We start from the raw sequence: 17970 nt of genomic DNA, 5'->3' as shown, positions 1-17970 counted from the left end.
GGGTCAGCGCACGTCGCGCGGCCGGAACTGGATGCTGATCCGGGGACCCTTCGGCAGTGCGGTCTTGGGCACGGCGTGCTCCCAGGTGCGCTGACACGAACCACCCATCACCAGCAGGTCGCCATGATGCTGCGGCAGCCGCAGGGAGGGGCCCCCGCCGCGTGGGCGCAGGGCGAACACCCGGGTTGCGCCGAGGCTGACGATCGCGACCATGGTGTCCTCGGAGCTACTGCGGCCCACGGTGTCCCCGTGCCAGGCGACGCTGTCCGAACCGTCGCGATACAGGCACAACCCCGCGGTGGTGAACGGTTCGCCGAGTTCGCGGGCGTAGATGTCGTTGAGCCGGCGACGCAGGCGGGTGATCGCCGGATGCGGTGGGGGTGCGGCGGTGAGGTCGTGGAAGCTGACCAGCCGCGGCACGTCGAGCACGCGGTCGTACATCTGCCTGCGTTCGGCCCGCCACGGCACCGACGTCAGCAGATGCTCGAACAGGGTGTCGTCGTCCACCCACGACGAGCGGGCGTCAAGCCACGCGCCGGCGCCGAGGTCGCGGCGCTGGCTGTGCTCGAACAAGGCGCCCTGAACAGACACAGACACGCCCCCAAGGCTATCGCACGTCTGTTCGAAAACGCTAGAGCTTGGCCGCCCCCGGACCGTCGGCGGCCAACACGTCCTCCGGGTTGGACAGCGCACAGCTGCGCAGGCTCAGGCAGCCACATCCGATGCAGTCGGCCAGGTTGTCGCGCAGACGTTGTAGGTGCCCGATCCGCTCGTCGAGGTCGGCCCGCCAGCCCGCCGACAGGCGGGCCCAGTCCCGGCTGGTCGGTACCCGGTCGGTCGGCAGTGTCGCCAGTGCCTCGCGCACCCGGGCCAGCGGAATGCCCAGCCGCTGAGACATTCTGATGAAGGCCACCCGGCGCAGGGTCTCGCGGGTATAGCGGCGTTGATTGCCCGAGGTTCGACGGCTGCGGATCAGCCCTTCGCGCTCGTAGAAGTGCAGTGCCGAGATCGCCACGCCGGCCCGGCCGGCCAGCTCGCCGGGCGTCAGCTCCTGCTCGGTCACAGCTCAACGATAGTTGAGGTGATCGCCGGGCTTGTTACGGTGCTAGCTGTGACTTCCACCGCGCTGGGCTCCAACTCCGAGGTCGGGACGCTGCGGGTCGTCATCCTGCACCGCCCCGGCGCCGAGCTACAACGGCTGACACCGCGCAACAACGACAAGCTGTTGTTCGACGGTCTGCCGTGGGTGTCGCGCGCCCAGGAGGAGCACGACGCGTTCGCCGAACTGCTGCGCTCCCGTGGGGTGGAAGTGCTGCTGATGTCGGACCTGCTGACCGAGGCGCTGGCCAGTGGCGCCGCCCGGATGCAGGGCATCGCCGCCGCCGTCGACTCGCGGCGACTGGGCCACCCTCTGGCGCAAGAGCTTTCGGCCTACCTGCGCGGCCTAGAACCCGCCGACCTGGCCCACGTCCTGACTGCGGGCATGACGTTCACCGAACTGCCGGGCAGTGCGAGCGCGGACACCTCGCTGGTGCGGCGCATGCATCACGGCGGTGATTTCGTCATCGAACCGCTGCCCAACCTGCTGTTCACCCGGGACTCGTCGTTCTGGATCGGCCCCCGGGTGGCGATCACGTCGCTGGCGCTGCCGGCCCGGGCACGGGAAACCTCGCTCACCGACATGATCTACGCCCATCACCCGCGGTTCCTCGGGGTGCGCCGGGCCTACGAATCCCACACCGCCCCGGTCGAAGGCGGCGACGTGCTGCTGCTGGCACCCGGCGTGGTCGCCGTCGGGGTGGGTGAACGGACCACCCCTGCAGGTGCGGAGGCGTTGGCGCGCAGCCTGTTCGACGACGACCTCGCCCACACCGTGCTGGCGGTCCCGATCGCCCAGGAACGCGCCCAGATGCACCTCGACACCGTGTGCACCATGGTCGACGTCGACGCCGTGGTGATGTACCCGGCGATCCAGGATTCGTTGTCGGCGTTCACGATCACCCGCACCCCGACCGGCGTGCGGATCCACGACGAGGCGCCGTTCGTGAAGGCGGCCGCCGACGCGATGGGCATCGAGCGGCTCCGGGTGATCGACACCGGGCTGGACCCGGTCACCGCCGAGCGCGAACAGTGGGACGACGGGAACAACACGCTGGCCTTGGCGCCCGGTGTCGTGGTCGCATACGAGCGCAACGCCGAAACCAATGCGCGCCTGGCTGATTCAGGCATCGAGGTGCTGCCCATCGCAGCCGCCGAACTCGGCACCGGGCGGGGTGGGCCGCGCTGCATGTCCTGCCCGGTCGCCCGCGATCCGCTGTGACCGAACTGCTCATCGGCGGGACGCTGCGCGGCGGCGGCTCGGGAACCTTCGCGACGGTCAACCCGGCGACCGAGGAGATCCTCGGTAACGCCGCGGACGCCGACGCCGCCGACATGGACCGGGCGATCGTGGCGGCCCGCACCGCGTTCGACCGCACCGACTGGTCGCGTGACGTCGCGCTGCGGGTGCACTGCCTGCGCCAGTTGCGCGAGGCGCTGAACGCCGAGATCGAGGACCTGCGTGCCGTCACCGTCGCCGAGGTCGGCGCACCGGTCGCCTTCACCCATGGCCCGCACCTGCAGGGCCCCGTCGATGACCTGGACTTCCCGGCCCGCACCGCCGAGAACTATTCGTGGACAACCGCTCTCGGGGTGGCCAGCCCGATGGGCATTCCGTCGCACCGGCGCCTGTTCCGCGAGCCCTACGGGGTCGTCGGGGCCATCACACCGTTCAACTTCCCGCATCAGCTCAACCTCGCCAAGCTCGGCTCGGCGCTGGCCGCGGGCAACACCGTCGTCCTCAAGCCGGCACCGGAGACACCCTGGTGCGCCGCGCACGTCGGCCGAATTATCGCCGAGCACACAGACTTTCCACCCGGCGTCGTCAACGTCGTCACCTCCAGCGACCGGCACCTCGGCGCCCTTCTCGGCGAGGACGCCAGGGTCGACATGGTGTCGTTCACCGGGTCCACCGCCACCGGCGCCGCCGTCATGACATCCGCCGCGCACACCATCAAGAAGGTGTTCCTCGAACTCGGCGGCAAGTCGGCGTTCCTGGTTCTCGATGACGCCGACCTGTCCCGGGCCTGCGCCGCGGCGGCCACAGCGGTGTCCCGGCACGCCGGGCAGGGGTGTGCGTTCACCACCCGCCTGGTGGTGCCGCTGGCCCGTTACGACGAGGCCGTGGCTGCGGCGGCCGAGGCGATGGCCGCCGTCCCGGTGGGCGACCCCACCGACCCGGCCACCGTGTGCGGACCGCTGATCTCGGCGCGCCAACGTGACCGGGTGTGCAGTTACCTGGATCTGGCACTGGCCGAGGGGGGTTCGTTCGCTTGCGGGGGTGCCCGCCTCGAGAGCCCGGGATACTTCGTCGAGCCGACGGTGATCAGCGGATTGACCAACGACGCCCGGGTGGCCCGCGAGGAAATCTTCGGACCGGTCCTGGTGGTGCTGGCCCACGACGGCGACGACGACGCGGTCCGCATCGCCAACGACTCCCCGTACGGGCTGTCGGCCACGGTGTGGGGAGCACCCGAGCGTGCCGCCCGCGTCGCCGCGCGCCTGCGGACCGGAACGGTCAACGTCAACGGCGGTGTCTGGTACAGCGCCGACACACCCTTCGGTGGCTATAAGCAATCCGGTGTCGGCCGCGAGATGGGGCTCGCCGGTTTCGAGGAATACCTGGAGACCAAGCTGATCGCGACCGCTGTGCATTTATAGTGCGGTCACCGTGACGTCTCTGCCCTTCGACCCCGATGCCCTGCGCGCCCGCTACGCGCAGGAGCGCGACCGGCGGCTGCGGCCCGACGGCATCGGCCAGTACGTCGAGGTGGCAGGGGAGTTCGCCGGGTTCGCCGAGGACCCGTGGGCCGGTCCGCCGCCGGACCGGGCGCCGCTGACCGACGAGGTCGATGTGGCCGTCATCGGCGCCGGCTTCGGCGGGCTGCTGACCGGGGCGCGGCTGCGCGAGCTCGGCGTCGCCAGCATCCGGCTGATCGACAAGGCCGCCGACGTCGGCGGCACCTGGTACTGGAACCGGTATCCGGGCATCGCCTGCGATGTCGAGTCCTACGTCTACATGCCGCTTCTCGAGGAGGTCGGCTACCTGCCGACCGAGAAGTACGCCAAGGGCCCCGAGATCTTCGAGCACTGCCGGCGCATCGCGCACCACTACGACCTGTACCGAGACGCCTGCCTGCGCACCGAGGTCCGCGAGATCTGTTGGGACGCGCAATCTTCGCGCTGGATCGTGCACACCGATCGCGGCGATGCCATCCGGGCGCGGTTCGTGTCGATGGCCAACGGCTACCTGCAGAAGCCCAAGCTGCCCGGCATTGCCGGGATCTCCTCGTTTCGCGGCCACACCTTCCACACCAGCCGCTGGGATTACGACTACACCGGGGCCGGCCTGGAGCGACTGGCGGACAAGCGAATCGGCATCATCGGCACCGGGGCGACGGCAGTGCAATGTGTGCCGCACCTGGGCCGTGCCGCCCAGCAGCTGTTGGTCTTCCAGCGCACCCCGTCATCGGTCGACGTCCGCGACAACAGGCCCACCGATCAGGACTGGGCGGCCTCGCTGAGCCCCGGCTGGCAGCGCAGGCGCATCGAGAACTTCCAGCACCTCACCGCGGGCGGGGACGCCGAGGAGGATCTGGTCGCCGACGCGTGGACATCCATCGTCAAGACCCTGCTGGTGATGCAGGACGGCGAGCTGGCCGACTTCGCCAAGATGGAGGAGGTCCGCGCCCGGGTCGACGCTGTCGTGGCCGACCCCGCCACCGCCGAGGCGCTCAAACCCTGGTACGGCTACTTCTGCAAGCGGCCATGCTTCCACGACGACTACCTGGCGACGTTCAACCGCGCAGGCGTGACTCTCGTCGACACCCACGGCCGCGGCGTGCAGGCCATCACCGAACGCGGTGTGGTGGTCGACGGGGTCGAGTACGAACTCGACTGCCTGATCTTCGCCACCGGTTTCGAGGTGGGCACCGAATACGCCAGGCGCACAGGCTTCGAAGTGGTGGGCCGCGATGGTGTGACGCTCACCGGTACGTGGGCCGACGGGGTCCGCACCCTGCACGGGCTGGCGGTGTCGGGCTTCCCGAACCTGTTCGTGGAGAGCATCGCCCAGTCCGGTTTCACGGTGAACTTCCCCTACCTGCTCGACGTCCAGGCCTCCCACGTCGCGTGGATCATCGCCTGGGCGCTGGGCCATGACGTCACCGAACTGGAGGCGACGGCTGCTGCCGAGGACGACTGGATATCGACCGTTGTCGAGCGTGCGGCCGGGACCGCCGACCGGGCCCGGGCCTGCACACCGGGGTACTACAACCGGGAGGGGCAGGCCAACGCGAAGACCCGGCAGGGCAGCTTCTTCTACGGCGGCCCAACCGAATACGCCGACATCCTGGCGCGCTGGCGCGACCGGGGCGACCTGGACGGCTTCGACACCAGCCGGGGTGGTCGCCGGTGACATACCGGATCGGCCGTATCCGGGCAGCGCTGCGCCGGGGCCGCCAGCCCCGCGTCGCGATCATCGGTGCCGGCTTCGGCGGATTGGCCGCCGCCGTCGCCTTGCGCAAGATCGGCGTCGGGGACATCTTCATCATCGAACGCAGTGACGGTGTCGGCGGAACCTGGCGGGTGAACACCTATCCCGGGGCGGCCTGCGATATCCAGAGCCATCTGTACTCGTTCTCCTTCGCGCCCAACCGCAACTGGACCCGCACCTACGCCCACCAGCCGGAGATCCTGGCGTACCTGGAGTCGGTGGCTGACGAGTTCGATCTCCGGCGCCACCTGCTGACCGGCACCCGGGTGACCGGCATCCGCTGGAACGACAAGGTCCAGCAGTGGGATCTCGACCTCGAATCAGTCTCCACCGGTTCAGGTTTCGGCCTCCCCGTCGACGTGGTGGTCAGCGCAGTGGGCTTGTTCGGCGAGCCCAAAGCCCCCGATATCGAGGGCTTGGGGGAGTTCGGCGGCCGGTTGCTACACACCTCGCGCTGGGATTCCCGCGTGGAGTTCGACGGCCAGCGGGTGGCGGTGATCGGCACCGGAGCCAGTGCGGTGCAACTGGTTCCCGAACTGGCGCCCACGGCCGCCCACGTGACCGTCTTCCAGCGCACGCCGCCCTGGATGGTGCCCAAGGACGACCGCCTGTTCACCGCCACCGAGATCACCCGGTTCCGGCGCAGCCCCTGGGCAGCCCGGCGGGAGCGGTACCGGCTGTGGAAAGAGCAGCACGACAACACCGCAACCCGCGCCGACGATCCGCTGGTGGTCGGACGGCAGGGCATCGCCGAGAACTTCCTGCGCCGCACCGTGCAGGACGAGGAACTGCGCACCGCCCTCACCCCGGACTATCCGTTCCGGTGCAAGCGCGTACTGCTCGGCGCCGACTACTACGCTGCGCTGCAGCGCGACAACGTCACCCTGGTCACCGACCCGATCCGGGCGATCACCGAGACGGCGGTGCGCACTGACGCCGGCTCGGTCGACGCCGACGTAATCGTGTTGGCCACCGGCTTCCAGACCAACCACTACCTGTCCGGCATCGAGGTGATCGGGCCGGGTGGGTGCTCGCTGCACGAGCGGTGGGGTGAAGACCCGAGCGCCTACCTCGGCGTCGCCGTCAGCGGGTTCCCCAACTTCTTCATGCTGTACGGGCCCAACACCAATCAGGCAGGCAACTCCATCGTCTACGTGCTGGAGGCCGGTGCCCGGCTGGTCGCCGACGCGGTGGCCCGGCTCGCGCGGCGCGGCGGTGTTCTGCAGGTGCGCCCGCAGGCCGAGAAGGAGTTCAACGACGAGATCGGCGCGGAGCTGGAACGCACGGTCTGGACCCAGTGCGGCAGCTACTTTCGCTCACCGAGCGGCCGGATCGTCACCCAGTGGCCCTACAAGGAACTCGACTATGCCCGCCGTACCCGGCGGCTGCGCTCGCGCGACTGGATCCACTACAAGCCCGACGGCCAGAAGCCGATGACGCGCTCGGCTTCCAGCTCGGCGAGCTCCTGATTCGTCAATCCCAGCTCGCCGCCGAGTATCTCGGCGTTGTGCTGACCGAGTAGTGGCGCGGCGGTGGTGACGAACTGACCGGTCACCGGTGGCCGCGGGTAGGGCAGCGTCCCGCACAGCGGATGGTCCTGCGGCTGGAAGAAGCCGCGGGCACCCAGGGCGGGGTTGTCGATGACCTCGGGTGGCTGCACCACCGGGGCGGCGGGCACACCGGCAGCCAGCAGTGCATCGACTGCCTGCTGCAGTGGCTGCCCGGCCAGCCAGTCGGCCAGCCGGGCGTCGATCAGTACCGCGTTGTTCTCGGTGTAATCGACGACACGGCTCCACTGTGGCTGTCCCAGAACGTCTTTAACGCCCGTCCAGTCGGCCTCGTCGCGGATGCTGACCGCAATCCACTGGTCGTCCCCGGCGCACCGGTAGACGTTCTGGACGGCGAACTCGTGGCCCCGGTTGCCGCGGCGGTTGAGCACCACACCGGTGCAGTCGCACTCGATGACCTGCAGAGCGCTGGCGTTGAGCACCACGTCGATCATCGGTAGCTCGACGAGTTGGCCGTGGCCGGTGCGCCTGCGGTGCTCGAGGGCCGCGACGGTCAGGAAGGCCGCGTGCACACCGGCCAGCGGATCGCACGCCCCGCGCGGGGCGGTCGGCAGCCCATCGGGATATCCGGTGAGCCAGGCCAACCCCGCAAGCTGCTCCATGGTCATGGCGAAGCCGACACGGTCGCGCCAGGGCCCGTCGAGTCCGAACCCGGGCATGCGGACTTCGATGATCGCCTCGTTGAAACCCTTGAGCACGTCGTAGCCGAGCCCGAAGTTCTCCATGACCCGCGGGGTGAAGTTCTCGATCACCACGTCGGCGCCGGCAACGAGACGGCCCAGAAGCGCTTTGCCGGAATCTGATTCGAGGTCGAGGGTGATCGACCGCTTGCCGGAGTTGACGCCCTGGAACACCCAGCTGTACTCCCACCAGCGTTCGACGTCGGCGCGGAACCCGCCCGCGAAGCGCATCCCGTCCGGGCGTTGCACCGACTCGATCTTGATCACGTCCGCACCGAGCATCGCCAGCAGATGAGTGGCCGACGGGCCGGCCCAGAACGCCGTGAGGTCGATAATCCTGACGCCCTGCAGGGGCAAGCCGGGTGTGGTCGGGTTTGGCCGGCGACGGGGCTGCGGGCTAGGGCCGGTGTCGCCGATCCGTGGCGGCAGCGCCGCGGGCAGCGGGGCGCATTCGCTCATCCGCCATGGCGGGCGCGGCGCGCGAAATCCCGCGGGGTGGTTGTCGAAGGAGCCGCGCTGCACGAAATGGTCCATGCCGGGCAGCGTTTCGCCGTTGCCGATCGCGGCCATCGGAATGCGGAACAGCGCGGCCAGTTCCACGATCTCCTCGACGGTGCGTGAGGCGAACCACTCACCGGTGCGGGCTCGGACCAGATCCCTTTGCTCCCAACGGCCCACCTGGAACCGCAACTCCGGAACGTCGGCGAGGTCGGGGCATTCGACCATCGCGCAGAAGTCCTGCCACTGCTGGCCGGTGGCCATCGAGATGCCGACGTAGCCGTCCTTGGCTCGTTCCACCGATGGCACCTCGGTGGACCGCCCGACCACCTCGAGCAGCATCAGTTCCTTGCGCAGCCAGGAGAACACCTGCATCGAGGTGGCCATGGCCTCCAACACCGAGACGTCGTAGCGGCCGCCGCCGCCGAGGTGGGCGGTCACCCCGAAGAACGCGGCGTAGCTGCCCGCGACGAACTCGCCGAGATCACCCGCCACGGCGACGGGTGGGCGTTCCGGTTCGCCGCGCGACCCCGTCGACCCGCACCACGCCTGCAGGGTGAACTCGGTGGCCGGCCGGTTGGTCCACGGTCCGGTCCAGCCGAAGTCCGACACGGTGACGACCGCGCAATGTTCTGCAAGGGAACTGATTTCGTCCTCGCCAAGGCCGAGTGCCTCGGCCTGATCTGGCGTTGCACCCAGGATCACGATGTCCGCCCCGGCGAGCAACTCGGCCGGGACCGACTGCGCGCTGACGCTGTGCTTGCCGCCGGCGAGGAAGGCGAAGAACGGGCTTTCGCGCTCCTGCGGGGGCACTCCGGCGGGCCGGTAGCGCCGCAGGCGGTGGCCCGCCGGTGGTTCCACCATCACCACGTCGGCGCCCGCGTCGCGCAGCAGCTTGCCGCTGTAGGCGGTGGCCAGCCGGTCGCCGATCTCGACCACGCGCAGACCTGACAGGGGAGAAGTCATGCGGCTCAGGCGATCCCGAAGTCGATGACGCCGCGGACGAGCTCGCCACGCAGGAGGTCCTCGAAGGCCTCGTTGATGTCGTCGAGCCGGTAGGTGCGGGTGATCATCTCGTCGAGCAGCAGTTGGCCGGCGGTGTACATGGCCGCCAGGTGCGGAATCTCCGATCGCGGATTGCACGACCCGAACACCGTGCCGCAGAGGTTCTTGTTCATCAGCACGAGATCTTGCACGTCGAGCCGGAGCGGCTGGGGGCCGGCCGGCGCCATACCGGTCAGCACGCACGTCCCACCCTTGCGGGTCAGTGCCAGCGCGGTGCGGACGTCCTCGCCGGTGATGTCCGAGGGCGCGACGATGACGGCGTCGGCCATCACGCCGCGGGTCAGCTCACGGACCAAATCGGTGGCGTCGTCGGCCGACGTCGCGGTGTGGGTGGCACCGAAGCCGAGGGCCGATTTCAGCCGCGCCTCCCGGGGATCGACGGCGACGATCGTGGTGGCGCCGTTGATCCGCGCGCCCTGCACCGCGGCGGTGCCGATACCGCCCACGCCGATGACTACACAGGTGTCACCGCCGCGGATATTGGCCCGGTGGGCGGCCGACCCGTAACCGGTGGGCACCGCACACGACAGCAGCGCCGCGGACAGCAGCGGGACGGCCGCGTCGATCCTCACCAGCGAATCGGCCGCTACCACAGTGTGTTCGGCGAAGGCGCCAATCTTGGACGTGTGGCCCAGGTCGTGCCCGTCGAGGGTGTGATGGCGGAAGGTGCCGTCGGTCGGCATGCCGGGTGTGAGCACCCCGGCCCCCTTGTCGCACAGGTACTGCATGCCCGAGGAGCACCAGCGGCAGTGGCCGCACACCGCGACGAAGGAGGTCACCACGTGGTCGCCGGGTGCCAGGCCCGTCACGCCGTCGCCGACCTCGACGACCACGCCGGAGCCCTCGTGGCCGCCGATCGTCGCTGGCCGGGTCGTGGGTACACCCGGCGGGGACATGAAGCCGTTGCGGATGTGATCGTCGGAATGGCACAGCCCGGCCGCGGCCATCCGGATCAATACTTCACCGGCTCGCGGTGGATCGAGTTCGAAGTCCTCCACCGACCAGGCGCCGCCGATGTCCCGGACGACGGCGGCGCGGCTCCTCATGCCCCACGACACTACGGGTGCGGCACCGTCGACTGTGGGCGCTGTGTACAGAATTCGCCGGATTTGTGTGCATAGGGCCCACACTGGCGGGCGTCACCGAAGCTAGCGCCAGCTGGGCAGCCAGATCTCCATGTTCCACGTCGACTGCGAGATCGGGATCCCGGTCAGGATCGGGTAAAGCCACGCGAAATTCGTGATCACCAACGCGAGGTAGCCGCTGACCACGATCAGCCCGAGCGTTCGGCGTTCGGCGTTCTGGTTCGGGGCGTGCAGGATGTCGCCGAGTATCAGCGCGATGGCCATCGCCAGGAACGGGGCCATCGGCACCGCATAGAAGAAGTACATCTGCCGGTCGATGTCGGCGAACCACGGCAGGAAGCCGGCGCAGTAGCCGGTGAGTACCACGCCATAGCGCCAGTCGCGGCGGACGAAGGCCCGCCAGGCCGCGTAGAACAGCACCGGCACCGCCAGCCACCACATCGCCGGCGTGCCGACCAGCATGACGGCCTTGACGCACGACGTGGCACCGCAGCCCGGCACGTTCTGGTTGTCGATCGCATACAGCACCGGCCGCAGCGACATCGGCCACGTCCACGGCTTGGACTCCCACGGGTGATGGTTGCCGTTGGCGTTGGTCAGCGTCGAATGGAAGTGATACGCCTTGTAGGTGTAGTGCCACAGCGAGCGGATCGCGTCCGGCGGCTGGAACCACTGCCGTTCACCGATCGACTCGCCGACCTCGTAGCGGTTGACCGCGGTCTCCGAGGAGAACCACGGCCCGTACGACGCCAGGTACACCGCGAACGGGATCAGCAGGAAGACGTATGCCGTCGGGCCCAGGTCGCGCCGGATCACCCCGAACCACGGCCGCGGCACCCGGTAGGCCCGCCGCGCCGCGACGTCGAACGCCAGCGACATCGCGCCGAAGAACACGATGAAATACAGACCGGACCACTTGGTCGCGAACGCCAGGCCCAGCAGGACGCCCGCACCGAATCGCCACCACCGCACACCGAGCCGCGGACCCCACGGCGTCTCCGCGATGCGACCCTCCAGCAGCGCGTTGTGCATCCGCTCGCGCATCTGGTCGCGGTCGACGATCAGCGCGCCGAACGCCGCGACCACGAAGAACGTCAGGAACCCGTCGAGCAGCGAGGAGCGGGCCGCCACGAAGCTGACGCCGTCGGCGACCACCAGCAGCCCGGCCATCGCGCCGATCATGGTGGAGCGGCTGATCCGCCGCACGATCCGCACGACCAGCGCCACCAGGATCACGCCGAGCACCGCGCTGGTGAACCGCCAGCCCACGCCGTTGTAACCGAACAGCGCCTCGCCGATCGCGATGAGCTGCTTGCCGACCGGCGGGTGCACCACCAGGCCGAAGCCGGGGTTGTCCTCGACGCCGTAGTTGTGCAGCATCTGCCAGGCCTGCGGCGCGTAATGCTTCTCGTCGAAGATCGGGGTGCCGGCATCGGTGGGGGAGCCGAGGTTGGTGAACCGGGTCAGCGCGGCCAGTGCGGTGACGACGGCGGTGGCCGCCCAGCCCTCGATCCGGTCGAGCGGACCGAAGTCGGCGATGGGCACCAGCGGCCCCGGGCTGATGACGGGGACGGCGCGCTGGTGCGCGGCCAGGTCATCGGCGGTGGTGGTCATCGGTGTCGATCGTAAGCTCTCCCCGTGAGATCCCCGAGTCGCTACGCTCCTGCCCGCCGTTCATGACAACCGGCCGACTGATCCTGGGGGCCACACCGCTGGGACAGCCCGCCGACGCATCGAAGCGGCTGGTCGACGCGCTGGCCAGCGCCGATATCGTGGCCGCCGAGGACACCCGGCGGGTACGCACGCTGGCTCAGTCGCTGGGGGTGACGATCGGCGGCCGGGTGGTCAGCCTGTTCGACCAGAACGAGGCGGCCCGGGTGCCCGGGCTGATCGACGACATCAAGGCCGGCGCCACCGTGCTGGTGGTCAGCGACGCCGGCATGCCGCTGATCAACGACCCCGGCTACCGGATGGTGACCGCCGCTGTCGAGGCTGGCCTGCCGGTGACCTGCCTGCCCGGGCCGTCCGCGGTGACCACCGCGCTGGCCGTCTCCGGCCTGCCGTCGGACCGGTTCTGTTTCGAGGGCTTCGCCCCGCGCAAGCAATCCGCGCGCCGCGCCTGGCTGGCCGGCCTGACCGCCGAGCCGCGAACCGTGGTGTTCTTCGAGTCGCCGCGGCGGCTGGCCGACACGTTGCGCGACGCGGTCGCTGAGCTCGGCGGGCAGCGCCGCGCGGTGGTGTGCCGGGAGCTGACGAAGATTCACGAAGAAGTGCTGCGCGGGTCGCTGGCCGAACTGGCCGACTGGGCTGACGACAAGGTGCTCGGCGAGATCACCGTGGTGCTGGACGGCGCCCGGCCGGTGGCCGACGTGGCGACCTTGGTCGCCGAGGTCACCGCCCTGGTCGACGAGGGCATGCGGGTCAAGGACGCCTGCGCGCAGGTGATCGACGCGCACCCCGGCGCACCGTCGCGCCGCGATCTCTACGACGCGGTGCTGCGGTCTCGCAACTAGACGACGACGGGCGTCAGGATCGGAGCCGCCTTGTGCAGGCACTCCTGCCACTCCGCGACCGGATCGGAGTCGGCGGTGATGCCGCCGCCGACGCCCAGCACCGCGCAGCCGTGCGCGTCGAACTCCACCGTGCGGATCGCGACGTTGAGCTCGCAGCCCGCAATCGGTGACGCGAATCCGATGGTGCCGCAGTAGACGCCCCGCCGCCGCGGCTCCCAGATCGAAAGAAGTTGACGCGCGCGGGTTTTCGGTGTCCCTGTGACAGACGCGGGCGGGAACGCCGCGGCCAGCACCGCCGATGTCGGCACCGCGGCAGGCACCCGCGCGGCCACCGTCGAGACCAGATGCCACACCCCTGGCGCACGGTGCACGGCGAGCAGTTCGGGCACGGTGACGGTGCCGACGTCGGCCACCCGGCCGAGGTCGTTGCGCACCAGGTCGACGATCATGATGTTCTCGGCGACGTCCTTGACCGAGGCCCGCAGCAGCGCCGGGTCGGCGTGCAACGGCAACGTCCCCTTGATCGGACTGGACGTGACGTCGTCACCGGAGCGGCGTAGGAACAGTTCCGGTGACAGTGACGCCACCGCACCCCAGTCGCCGGCCAGATACGCCGCGCGCGCGGGGGTGGTTCGGGTGACCGCTTCGGCGAAGAAGTCCAGCGGCGAGCCGCTCACCGTGCCGGTGAACTGGGTGCAGACGCACGCCTGGTAGACCTCGCCCGCGGCGATCGCCGACAGGCACTCCTGGACACCGGCTTGATGGGCATCGAAATCGGCTGCCCCCCAGAGTATTTCGCAGTCTTCCGATGGCTTCGGGGACGTGATGGCCGCGCTGACCCAGGGTTGTACCGTTGCGCCGGTGAGGCTTTCGTGCCACCAGCAGCCATCGTGGTCCAGCCGCAGCACGCAGTCGGTCCAGCCGCCGGCCGCCTCGGGAACCCTCGGTCCGCGCCCGTCGGCCGCGTCGTCGGGATAGGACAGATATCCGATCCACCCGCCGCCGATCGCGTCGGTGCGCTCGCCGGGCGTGACAGCGAAGACGTCGGCCGGATCGACCGGCAGTATCGCCACGCTCGGCGCGATCACCGCCGCGGCGCCGAACCAGTCACCGGTGAACGCCGCGGGCGGTGGCAGTCCGCGGCGGGCGGCGGCGGTGGCCAGTGCGCGCAGCACGTCGGCGGCGGTGCCGATGTCGCCGAGCCGCTCGATGCGCATCGCCTAAGACTGACGGCTCCGCCGATCAGACGCAAAGTCGCGCGGCTACCGGCTGATCTCGCGGGGGACGGTCACTGATGCCAACTTCTCCGGGTTGCGCATCGCGTAGAAGTTGGTGATCTTGCCGTCGATCACCTCGATCATGAACACACTGTCCGGGCGGTCGTTGTAGTAGACGATCGCCGCCGGCGCGCTGTTGTACGACGCGATCTGCACCCGGTACTCCGACCCGGCTCGGCTCATCAGGCCGATCAGCAGCCTGGCGACCTTCTCGGCGCCCAGCACCGGCCGCCGTGCCGCACTGACCTTGCCGTCGCTGTCGGAGGTGAACACCACATCCGGGGCCAGCATCGCGATGAGTCCGTCGAGATCGCCGGTGGCAGCCGCGACCAGGAACGCGGTGGTGATCTGCTCGGACTTTCCGGAGTCGACGGGCTCGAAGCGCTTGCGCCGGGAGTGCACGTGCTCGCGGGCGCGGTGCGCCATCTGGCGTACTGCAGCCGTGGATTTGCCTACCGCAGAAGCGATGTCGTCGTGGCTGAAGCCGAACACCTCGCGCAGCACGAACACCGCGCGCTCGTCGGGGCTCAGTGTCTCGAGCACCACCAGCATCGCCATCGACACCGACTCGGCGAGCACCACGTCCGAGGACGCATCGGTGTCGTCGAGCAGCAGCGGCTCGGGCAGCCACGGCCCCACATAGTCCTCACGCCTGCGGGCCTGGCTGCGCAGCGTGTTCAGGGCCTGCCGGGTGACCAGCTGGGCCAGATAGGCCTTGGTGTCGCGCACCTCGGCCAGATCCACGCCGGCCCAGCGCAGGTAGCCGTCCTGCAGCACGTCGTCGGCCTCGGTCGCCGAACCCAGGATCTCGTAGGCGATGGTGAACAGCAGCGGCCGCAGTACCGTGAACCGCTCGGCGTGCTCGTCGGCGGTGCTCATCGAACCGGCGCGGCTTCGGCGGCCGTCCGCCCGCCACCCTTGATCCAGACGTAGGACCCGGGCTTGCGGGCCTCCCGGCGCAGCCCACTGACGGTGGCGTTGCAGATCGCTTCCTTGATCTTCGCAGCGGTCCAGCCACCGATGTACAGCGGCAGTGCGGTGTCGTCGGGGCGGGCGATCTGGATGGTGCCCGCGCCGCGTCCCAGGCTGATGCACTGCCCGGTGAACGCCTGCCGGATCGCTGCCGGCGGCTCCCCGGCGATGCGGGCCAGCACGGTGTTGGCGGCCTGGGCGCCCAGCGGCAGCGCGGCCTGGCAGCTCATCCGCAGCGGCTCACCGCTGGGCGCGGCGCAGTCGCCGGCGGCCACGATCCGCGCGTCGTCGATGCTCGTCAGCGTCTCGTCGGAGAGCAGTCGGCCGATCGCGTCGGTGCGCAGACCCGACCGCGTGGCCAGATCCGGGACGCCGAAGCCAGCCGTCCAGATCGTCACCGCACTGGGCAGGCGCCTGCCGCCGTCGAGCACCACCGCGTCGGACTCGACGGCCCCGACCGTGGCGCCGGGCCCGTCGACGATCTCGACGCCGAGCTTGCGCAGCCGCTTGGTCACCGACCGGCGCCCGGGCGTGCTCAGGTAGGGGCCGAGCACCGGCCCGCATACCAGCGCGACAGTGCGGCCCTGCTCGGCGAGTTCGGCGGCGGTCTCGATACCGGTGGGCCCGGCCCCGACCACGCAGACCGGGGCGCCGTAGTGCACCTCGTCCAGAGCGGCGGCCAGCCGCTTGGCCTCCTCGAGATCGCTGATGGGATAAGCGAATTCGTCGGCTCCGGGCACTTTCGGGCCGCCCGATCCGCTGCCGACCGCGTAGATCAGGTAGTCGTAGGGCAGCGGTGCGCCGCTGAACAGTTCAACCTGGCGGGCGGCGGTGTCGATGCGGGTGGCGGCGTCGACGACCAGTTCGATGCCGGGGCCCAGGATGTCGGCGTAATCGACGACGGCGTCGTCGGATCCGGCGACCAACTGGTGCAGCCGAATTCGTTCGACGAACTCCGGGCGGGGATTGACCAAGGCGATGTCGATGCCGGGTCGCTGCCGCAGCCGGTTGGCCGCGATGACGCCGGCGTATCCGCCGCCGATGACGACGACGCGGGTGTTCTGGTGTGCATCCGGTTGTGCGTTGTTTTCAGTCATGACCTCAAGACACCCCTGCTGTCCTGACTGTGACTCTACGTGACCCAGATCACTCAGATTGGTAGCGCGGGAACACCCCGCTCGGGGCGGGCAGCGCGGTCTCGGGGACGATCCGCACCCTCACAGCGGTGAAGTCCCGCTGCGACTCCGGCTGGCCCAGCAGGTCGAGCAGGGTGGCCGCCGACGACGGCATCACCGGCTGGACGAGCAGCGCGGCGATCCGCACCACCTCCAGCGTCACGTACAGCACGGTGCGGAACCGGCCCTGGTCGGCGGCAGTCTCCGACTTGCGCAACACCCAGGGCTCCTGCGCGGAGAAGTACCGGTTGGCCGCGCCCAGCATCAGCCAGATGGCCTCCAGCGCGAGGTGCATCTGCTGCTCGTCGAACGCCGCCCGCACCCGGTCCAGCAGCCCGTCGGCCAGCGCCAGCAGCTCGGTGTCCTCGGCGGTGAACTCACCCGGTGTGGGCACCGCCGCGCCGAGGTTCTTGTTGACCATCGACAGCGAGCGCTGCGCCAGGTTGCCGAACTCGTTGGCCAGGTCGGCGTTGATTCTGCCGATGATGGCGTCCTCGCTGTAGCTGCCGTCCTGTCCGAACGGCACCTCACGCAGGAAGAAGTAGCGCACCTGGTCGACGCCGAACTCGTCGACCAGCGCGATCGGGTCGATCACGTTGCCCACCGACTTGCTCATCTTCTCGCCCTTGACGTTGATGAACCCGTGGGCGAACACCCGCTTGGGCAGCTCGATACCCGCCGACATCAGGAACGCCGGCCAGTACACCGTGTGGAACCGGACGATGTCCTTGCCGATCACGTGTAGATCGGCCGGCCAGTAGCGCTGGAACGCCGCGGAGTCGGTGTCGGGGAAACCGACCCCGGTCAGGTAGTTGGTCAACGCGTCCACCCAGACGTACATCACGTGCTCGGGATGGTCGGGGACCGGAACCCCCCAGTCGAAGGTGGTCCGGGAGATGGACAGGTCGCGCAGGCCGCCGGAGACGAAGCTGACGACCTCGTTGCGCCGGACGTCGGGCCCGATGAAGTCGGGGTTGGCCTTATAGAGGTCCAGCAGCCGATCGGTGTAGGCCGAGAGCCGGAAGAAGTACGTCTGCTCCTCGGTCCAGGTGACCGGGGTGCCGGTTTCGACCGCGTAGCGCGCGCCGTCGTCGCGGACCTCGGTCTCGTCCTCGGTGAAGAAGCGTTCGTCGCGCACCGAATACCAGCCCTGGTAGCTGCCCAGGTAGATGTCGCCGGACTCGTTCATCCGCTGCCAGATGGCCTTGGACGCCTCGTAGTGATCGGCGTCGCTGGTCCGGATGAACCGGTCGAAGGAGATGTTCAGCCGCTGCTGCATCTCCTGGAAGACGTCGGAGTTGCGCCGCGCCAGCTCCGCGGTGGGGATGCCCTGGGCCGCCGCGGTCTCCGCCATCTTCAGGCCGTGCACGTCGGTGCCGGTGAGGAAGCGGACGTCGAAGCCGTCGAGTCGCTTGAAGCGTGCGATCGCGTCGGTCGCGATCTTCTCGTAGGCGTGCCCGATGTGGGGCGCACCGTTGGGATAGTCGATCGCCGTGGTGATGTAGAAGGGCTCGCTCATTTGAGGTTCACCCTAAGGTGTTGGC

14 protein-coding genes are annotated in these 17970 nt (G+C 69.4%); 5 read left to right on the top strand and 9 right to left on the bottom strand.

Features of this window, described 5'->3' with window-relative positions:
• Window positions 1-3: 3 nt before the first annotated feature.
• Both OG976_RS08200 and soxR read right to left on the bottom strand, forming a co-directional pair.
• On the bottom strand, window positions 4-597 hold the full coding sequence (locus tag OG976_RS08200; protein WP_328360371.1) for an alpha-ketoglutarate-dependent dioxygenase AlkB: 594 nt from the start codon (window positions 595-597) through the stop codon (window positions 4-6).
• A gap of 34 nt (window positions 598-631) precedes the next feature.
• On the bottom strand, window positions 632-1063 hold the full coding sequence (gene soxR, locus OG976_RS08195) for a redox-sensitive transcriptional activator SoxR (protein ID WP_328360368.1): 432 nt from the start codon (window positions 1061-1063) through the stop codon (window positions 632-634).
• A gap of 48 nt (window positions 1064-1111) precedes the next feature.
• Here soxR and arcA point away from each other — a divergent pair, with 48 nt between their 5' ends.
• Genes arcA through OG976_RS08175 form a run of 4 tightly spaced genes read left to right on the top strand, consistent with a single transcriptional unit; the run spans window position 1112 to window position 7062 of the window.
• On the top strand, window positions 1112-2320 hold the full coding sequence (gene arcA / locus OG976_RS08190; protein ID WP_328360365.1) for an arginine deiminase: 1209 nt from the start codon (window positions 1112-1114) through the stop codon (window positions 2318-2320).
• A complete protein-coding gene (locus OG976_RS08185; RefSeq protein ID WP_328360362.1) occupies window positions 2317-3759 on the top strand; it encodes an aldehyde dehydrogenase in 1443 nt (480 codons plus the stop codon). Before arcA ends, OG976_RS08185 begins: the two co-directional genes overlap by 4 nt.
• Window positions 3760-3769: 10 nt before the next feature.
• Complete coding sequence (locus tag OG976_RS08180; RefSeq protein ID WP_328360359.1) at window positions 3770-5515, top strand: flavin-containing monooxygenase; 1746 nt, start codon at window positions 3770-3772, stop codon at window positions 5513-5515.
• The gene (locus OG976_RS08175; protein ID WP_328360356.1) at window positions 5512-7062 is read left to right on the top strand and encodes a flavin-containing monooxygenase; all 1551 of its coding nucleotides are present in this window, start codon (window positions 5512-5514) and stop codon (window positions 7060-7062) included. Before OG976_RS08180 ends, OG976_RS08175 begins: the two co-directional genes overlap by 4 nt.
• Here the strand turns inward: OG976_RS08175 and OG976_RS08170 are convergent.
• The 3 genes from OG976_RS08170 to OG976_RS08160 form a co-directional block, all read right to left on the bottom strand.
• Entirely contained in the window at window positions 7002-9305 is a 2304-nt protein-coding gene (locus tag OG976_RS08170) for a CaiB/BaiF CoA-transferase family protein (protein ID WP_328360353.1), read from the bottom strand. The two genes, OG976_RS08175 and OG976_RS08170, sit on opposite strands and share 61 nt — an antisense overlap.
• A gap of 5 nt (window positions 9306-9310) precedes the next feature.
• Window positions 9311-10450, bottom strand: coding sequence for a Zn-dependent alcohol dehydrogenase (locus OG976_RS08165; RefSeq protein ID WP_328360350.1), 1140 nt, complete (start codon window positions 10448-10450; stop codon window positions 9311-9313).
• A 102-nt stretch (window positions 10451-10552) separates the two neighbouring features.
• Window positions 10553-12103, bottom strand: a complete 1551-nt coding sequence (locus tag OG976_RS08160; RefSeq protein WP_328360347.1) for a dolichyl-phosphate-mannose--protein mannosyltransferase — start codon at window positions 12101-12103, stop codon at window positions 10553-10555.
• Window positions 12104-12165: 62 nt separating this feature from the next.
• On the opposite strand from OG976_RS08160, the gene rsmI reads away from it, so the two are divergent.
• Window positions 12166-13002 (top strand): 16S rRNA (cytidine(1402)-2'-O)-methyltransferase, encoded by an 837-nt coding sequence (rsmI, locus tag OG976_RS08155; protein ID WP_328360344.1) that lies wholly within the window; start codon window positions 12166-12168, stop codon window positions 13000-13002.
• Here the strand turns inward: rsmI and OG976_RS08150 are convergent.
• The 4 genes from OG976_RS08150 to metG are packed head-to-tail and all read right to left on the bottom strand — an operon-like array spanning window position 12999 to window position 17945.
• Window positions 12999-14219, bottom strand: coding sequence for an aminodeoxychorismate synthase component I (locus OG976_RS08150; RefSeq protein ID WP_328360341.1), 1221 nt, complete (start codon window positions 14217-14219; stop codon window positions 12999-13001). The genes rsmI and OG976_RS08150 overlap by 4 nt on opposite strands.
• A 45-nt stretch (window positions 14220-14264) precedes the next feature.
• Window positions 14265-15158, bottom strand: coding sequence for an RNA polymerase sigma-70 factor (locus tag OG976_RS08145; protein WP_328360338.1), 894 nt, complete (start codon window positions 15156-15158; stop codon window positions 14265-14267).
• Window positions 15155-16348 carry an NAD(P)/FAD-dependent oxidoreductase gene (locus tag OG976_RS08140; protein WP_328360335.1) on the bottom strand — a complete coding sequence of 398 codons (1194 nt, stop codon included), beginning with the start codon at window positions 16346-16348 and terminating at the stop codon, window positions 15155-15157. The genes OG976_RS08145 and OG976_RS08140 overlap by 4 nt, the downstream gene beginning before the upstream one ends.
• A 49-nt stretch (window positions 16349-16397) precedes the next feature.
• Window positions 16398-17945 (bottom strand): methionine--tRNA ligase, encoded by a 1548-nt coding sequence (gene metG / locus OG976_RS08135; protein WP_328360332.1) that lies wholly within the window; start codon window positions 17943-17945, stop codon window positions 16398-16400.
• Window positions 17946-17970 lie beyond the last annotated feature (25 nt).

The organism is Mycobacterium sp. NBC_00419, assembly GCF_036023875.1.
Lineage (GTDB): Bacteria > Actinomycetota > Actinomycetes > Mycobacteriales > Mycobacteriaceae > Mycobacterium.
This window is presented reverse-complemented; position numbering and strand designations above follow the sequence as displayed.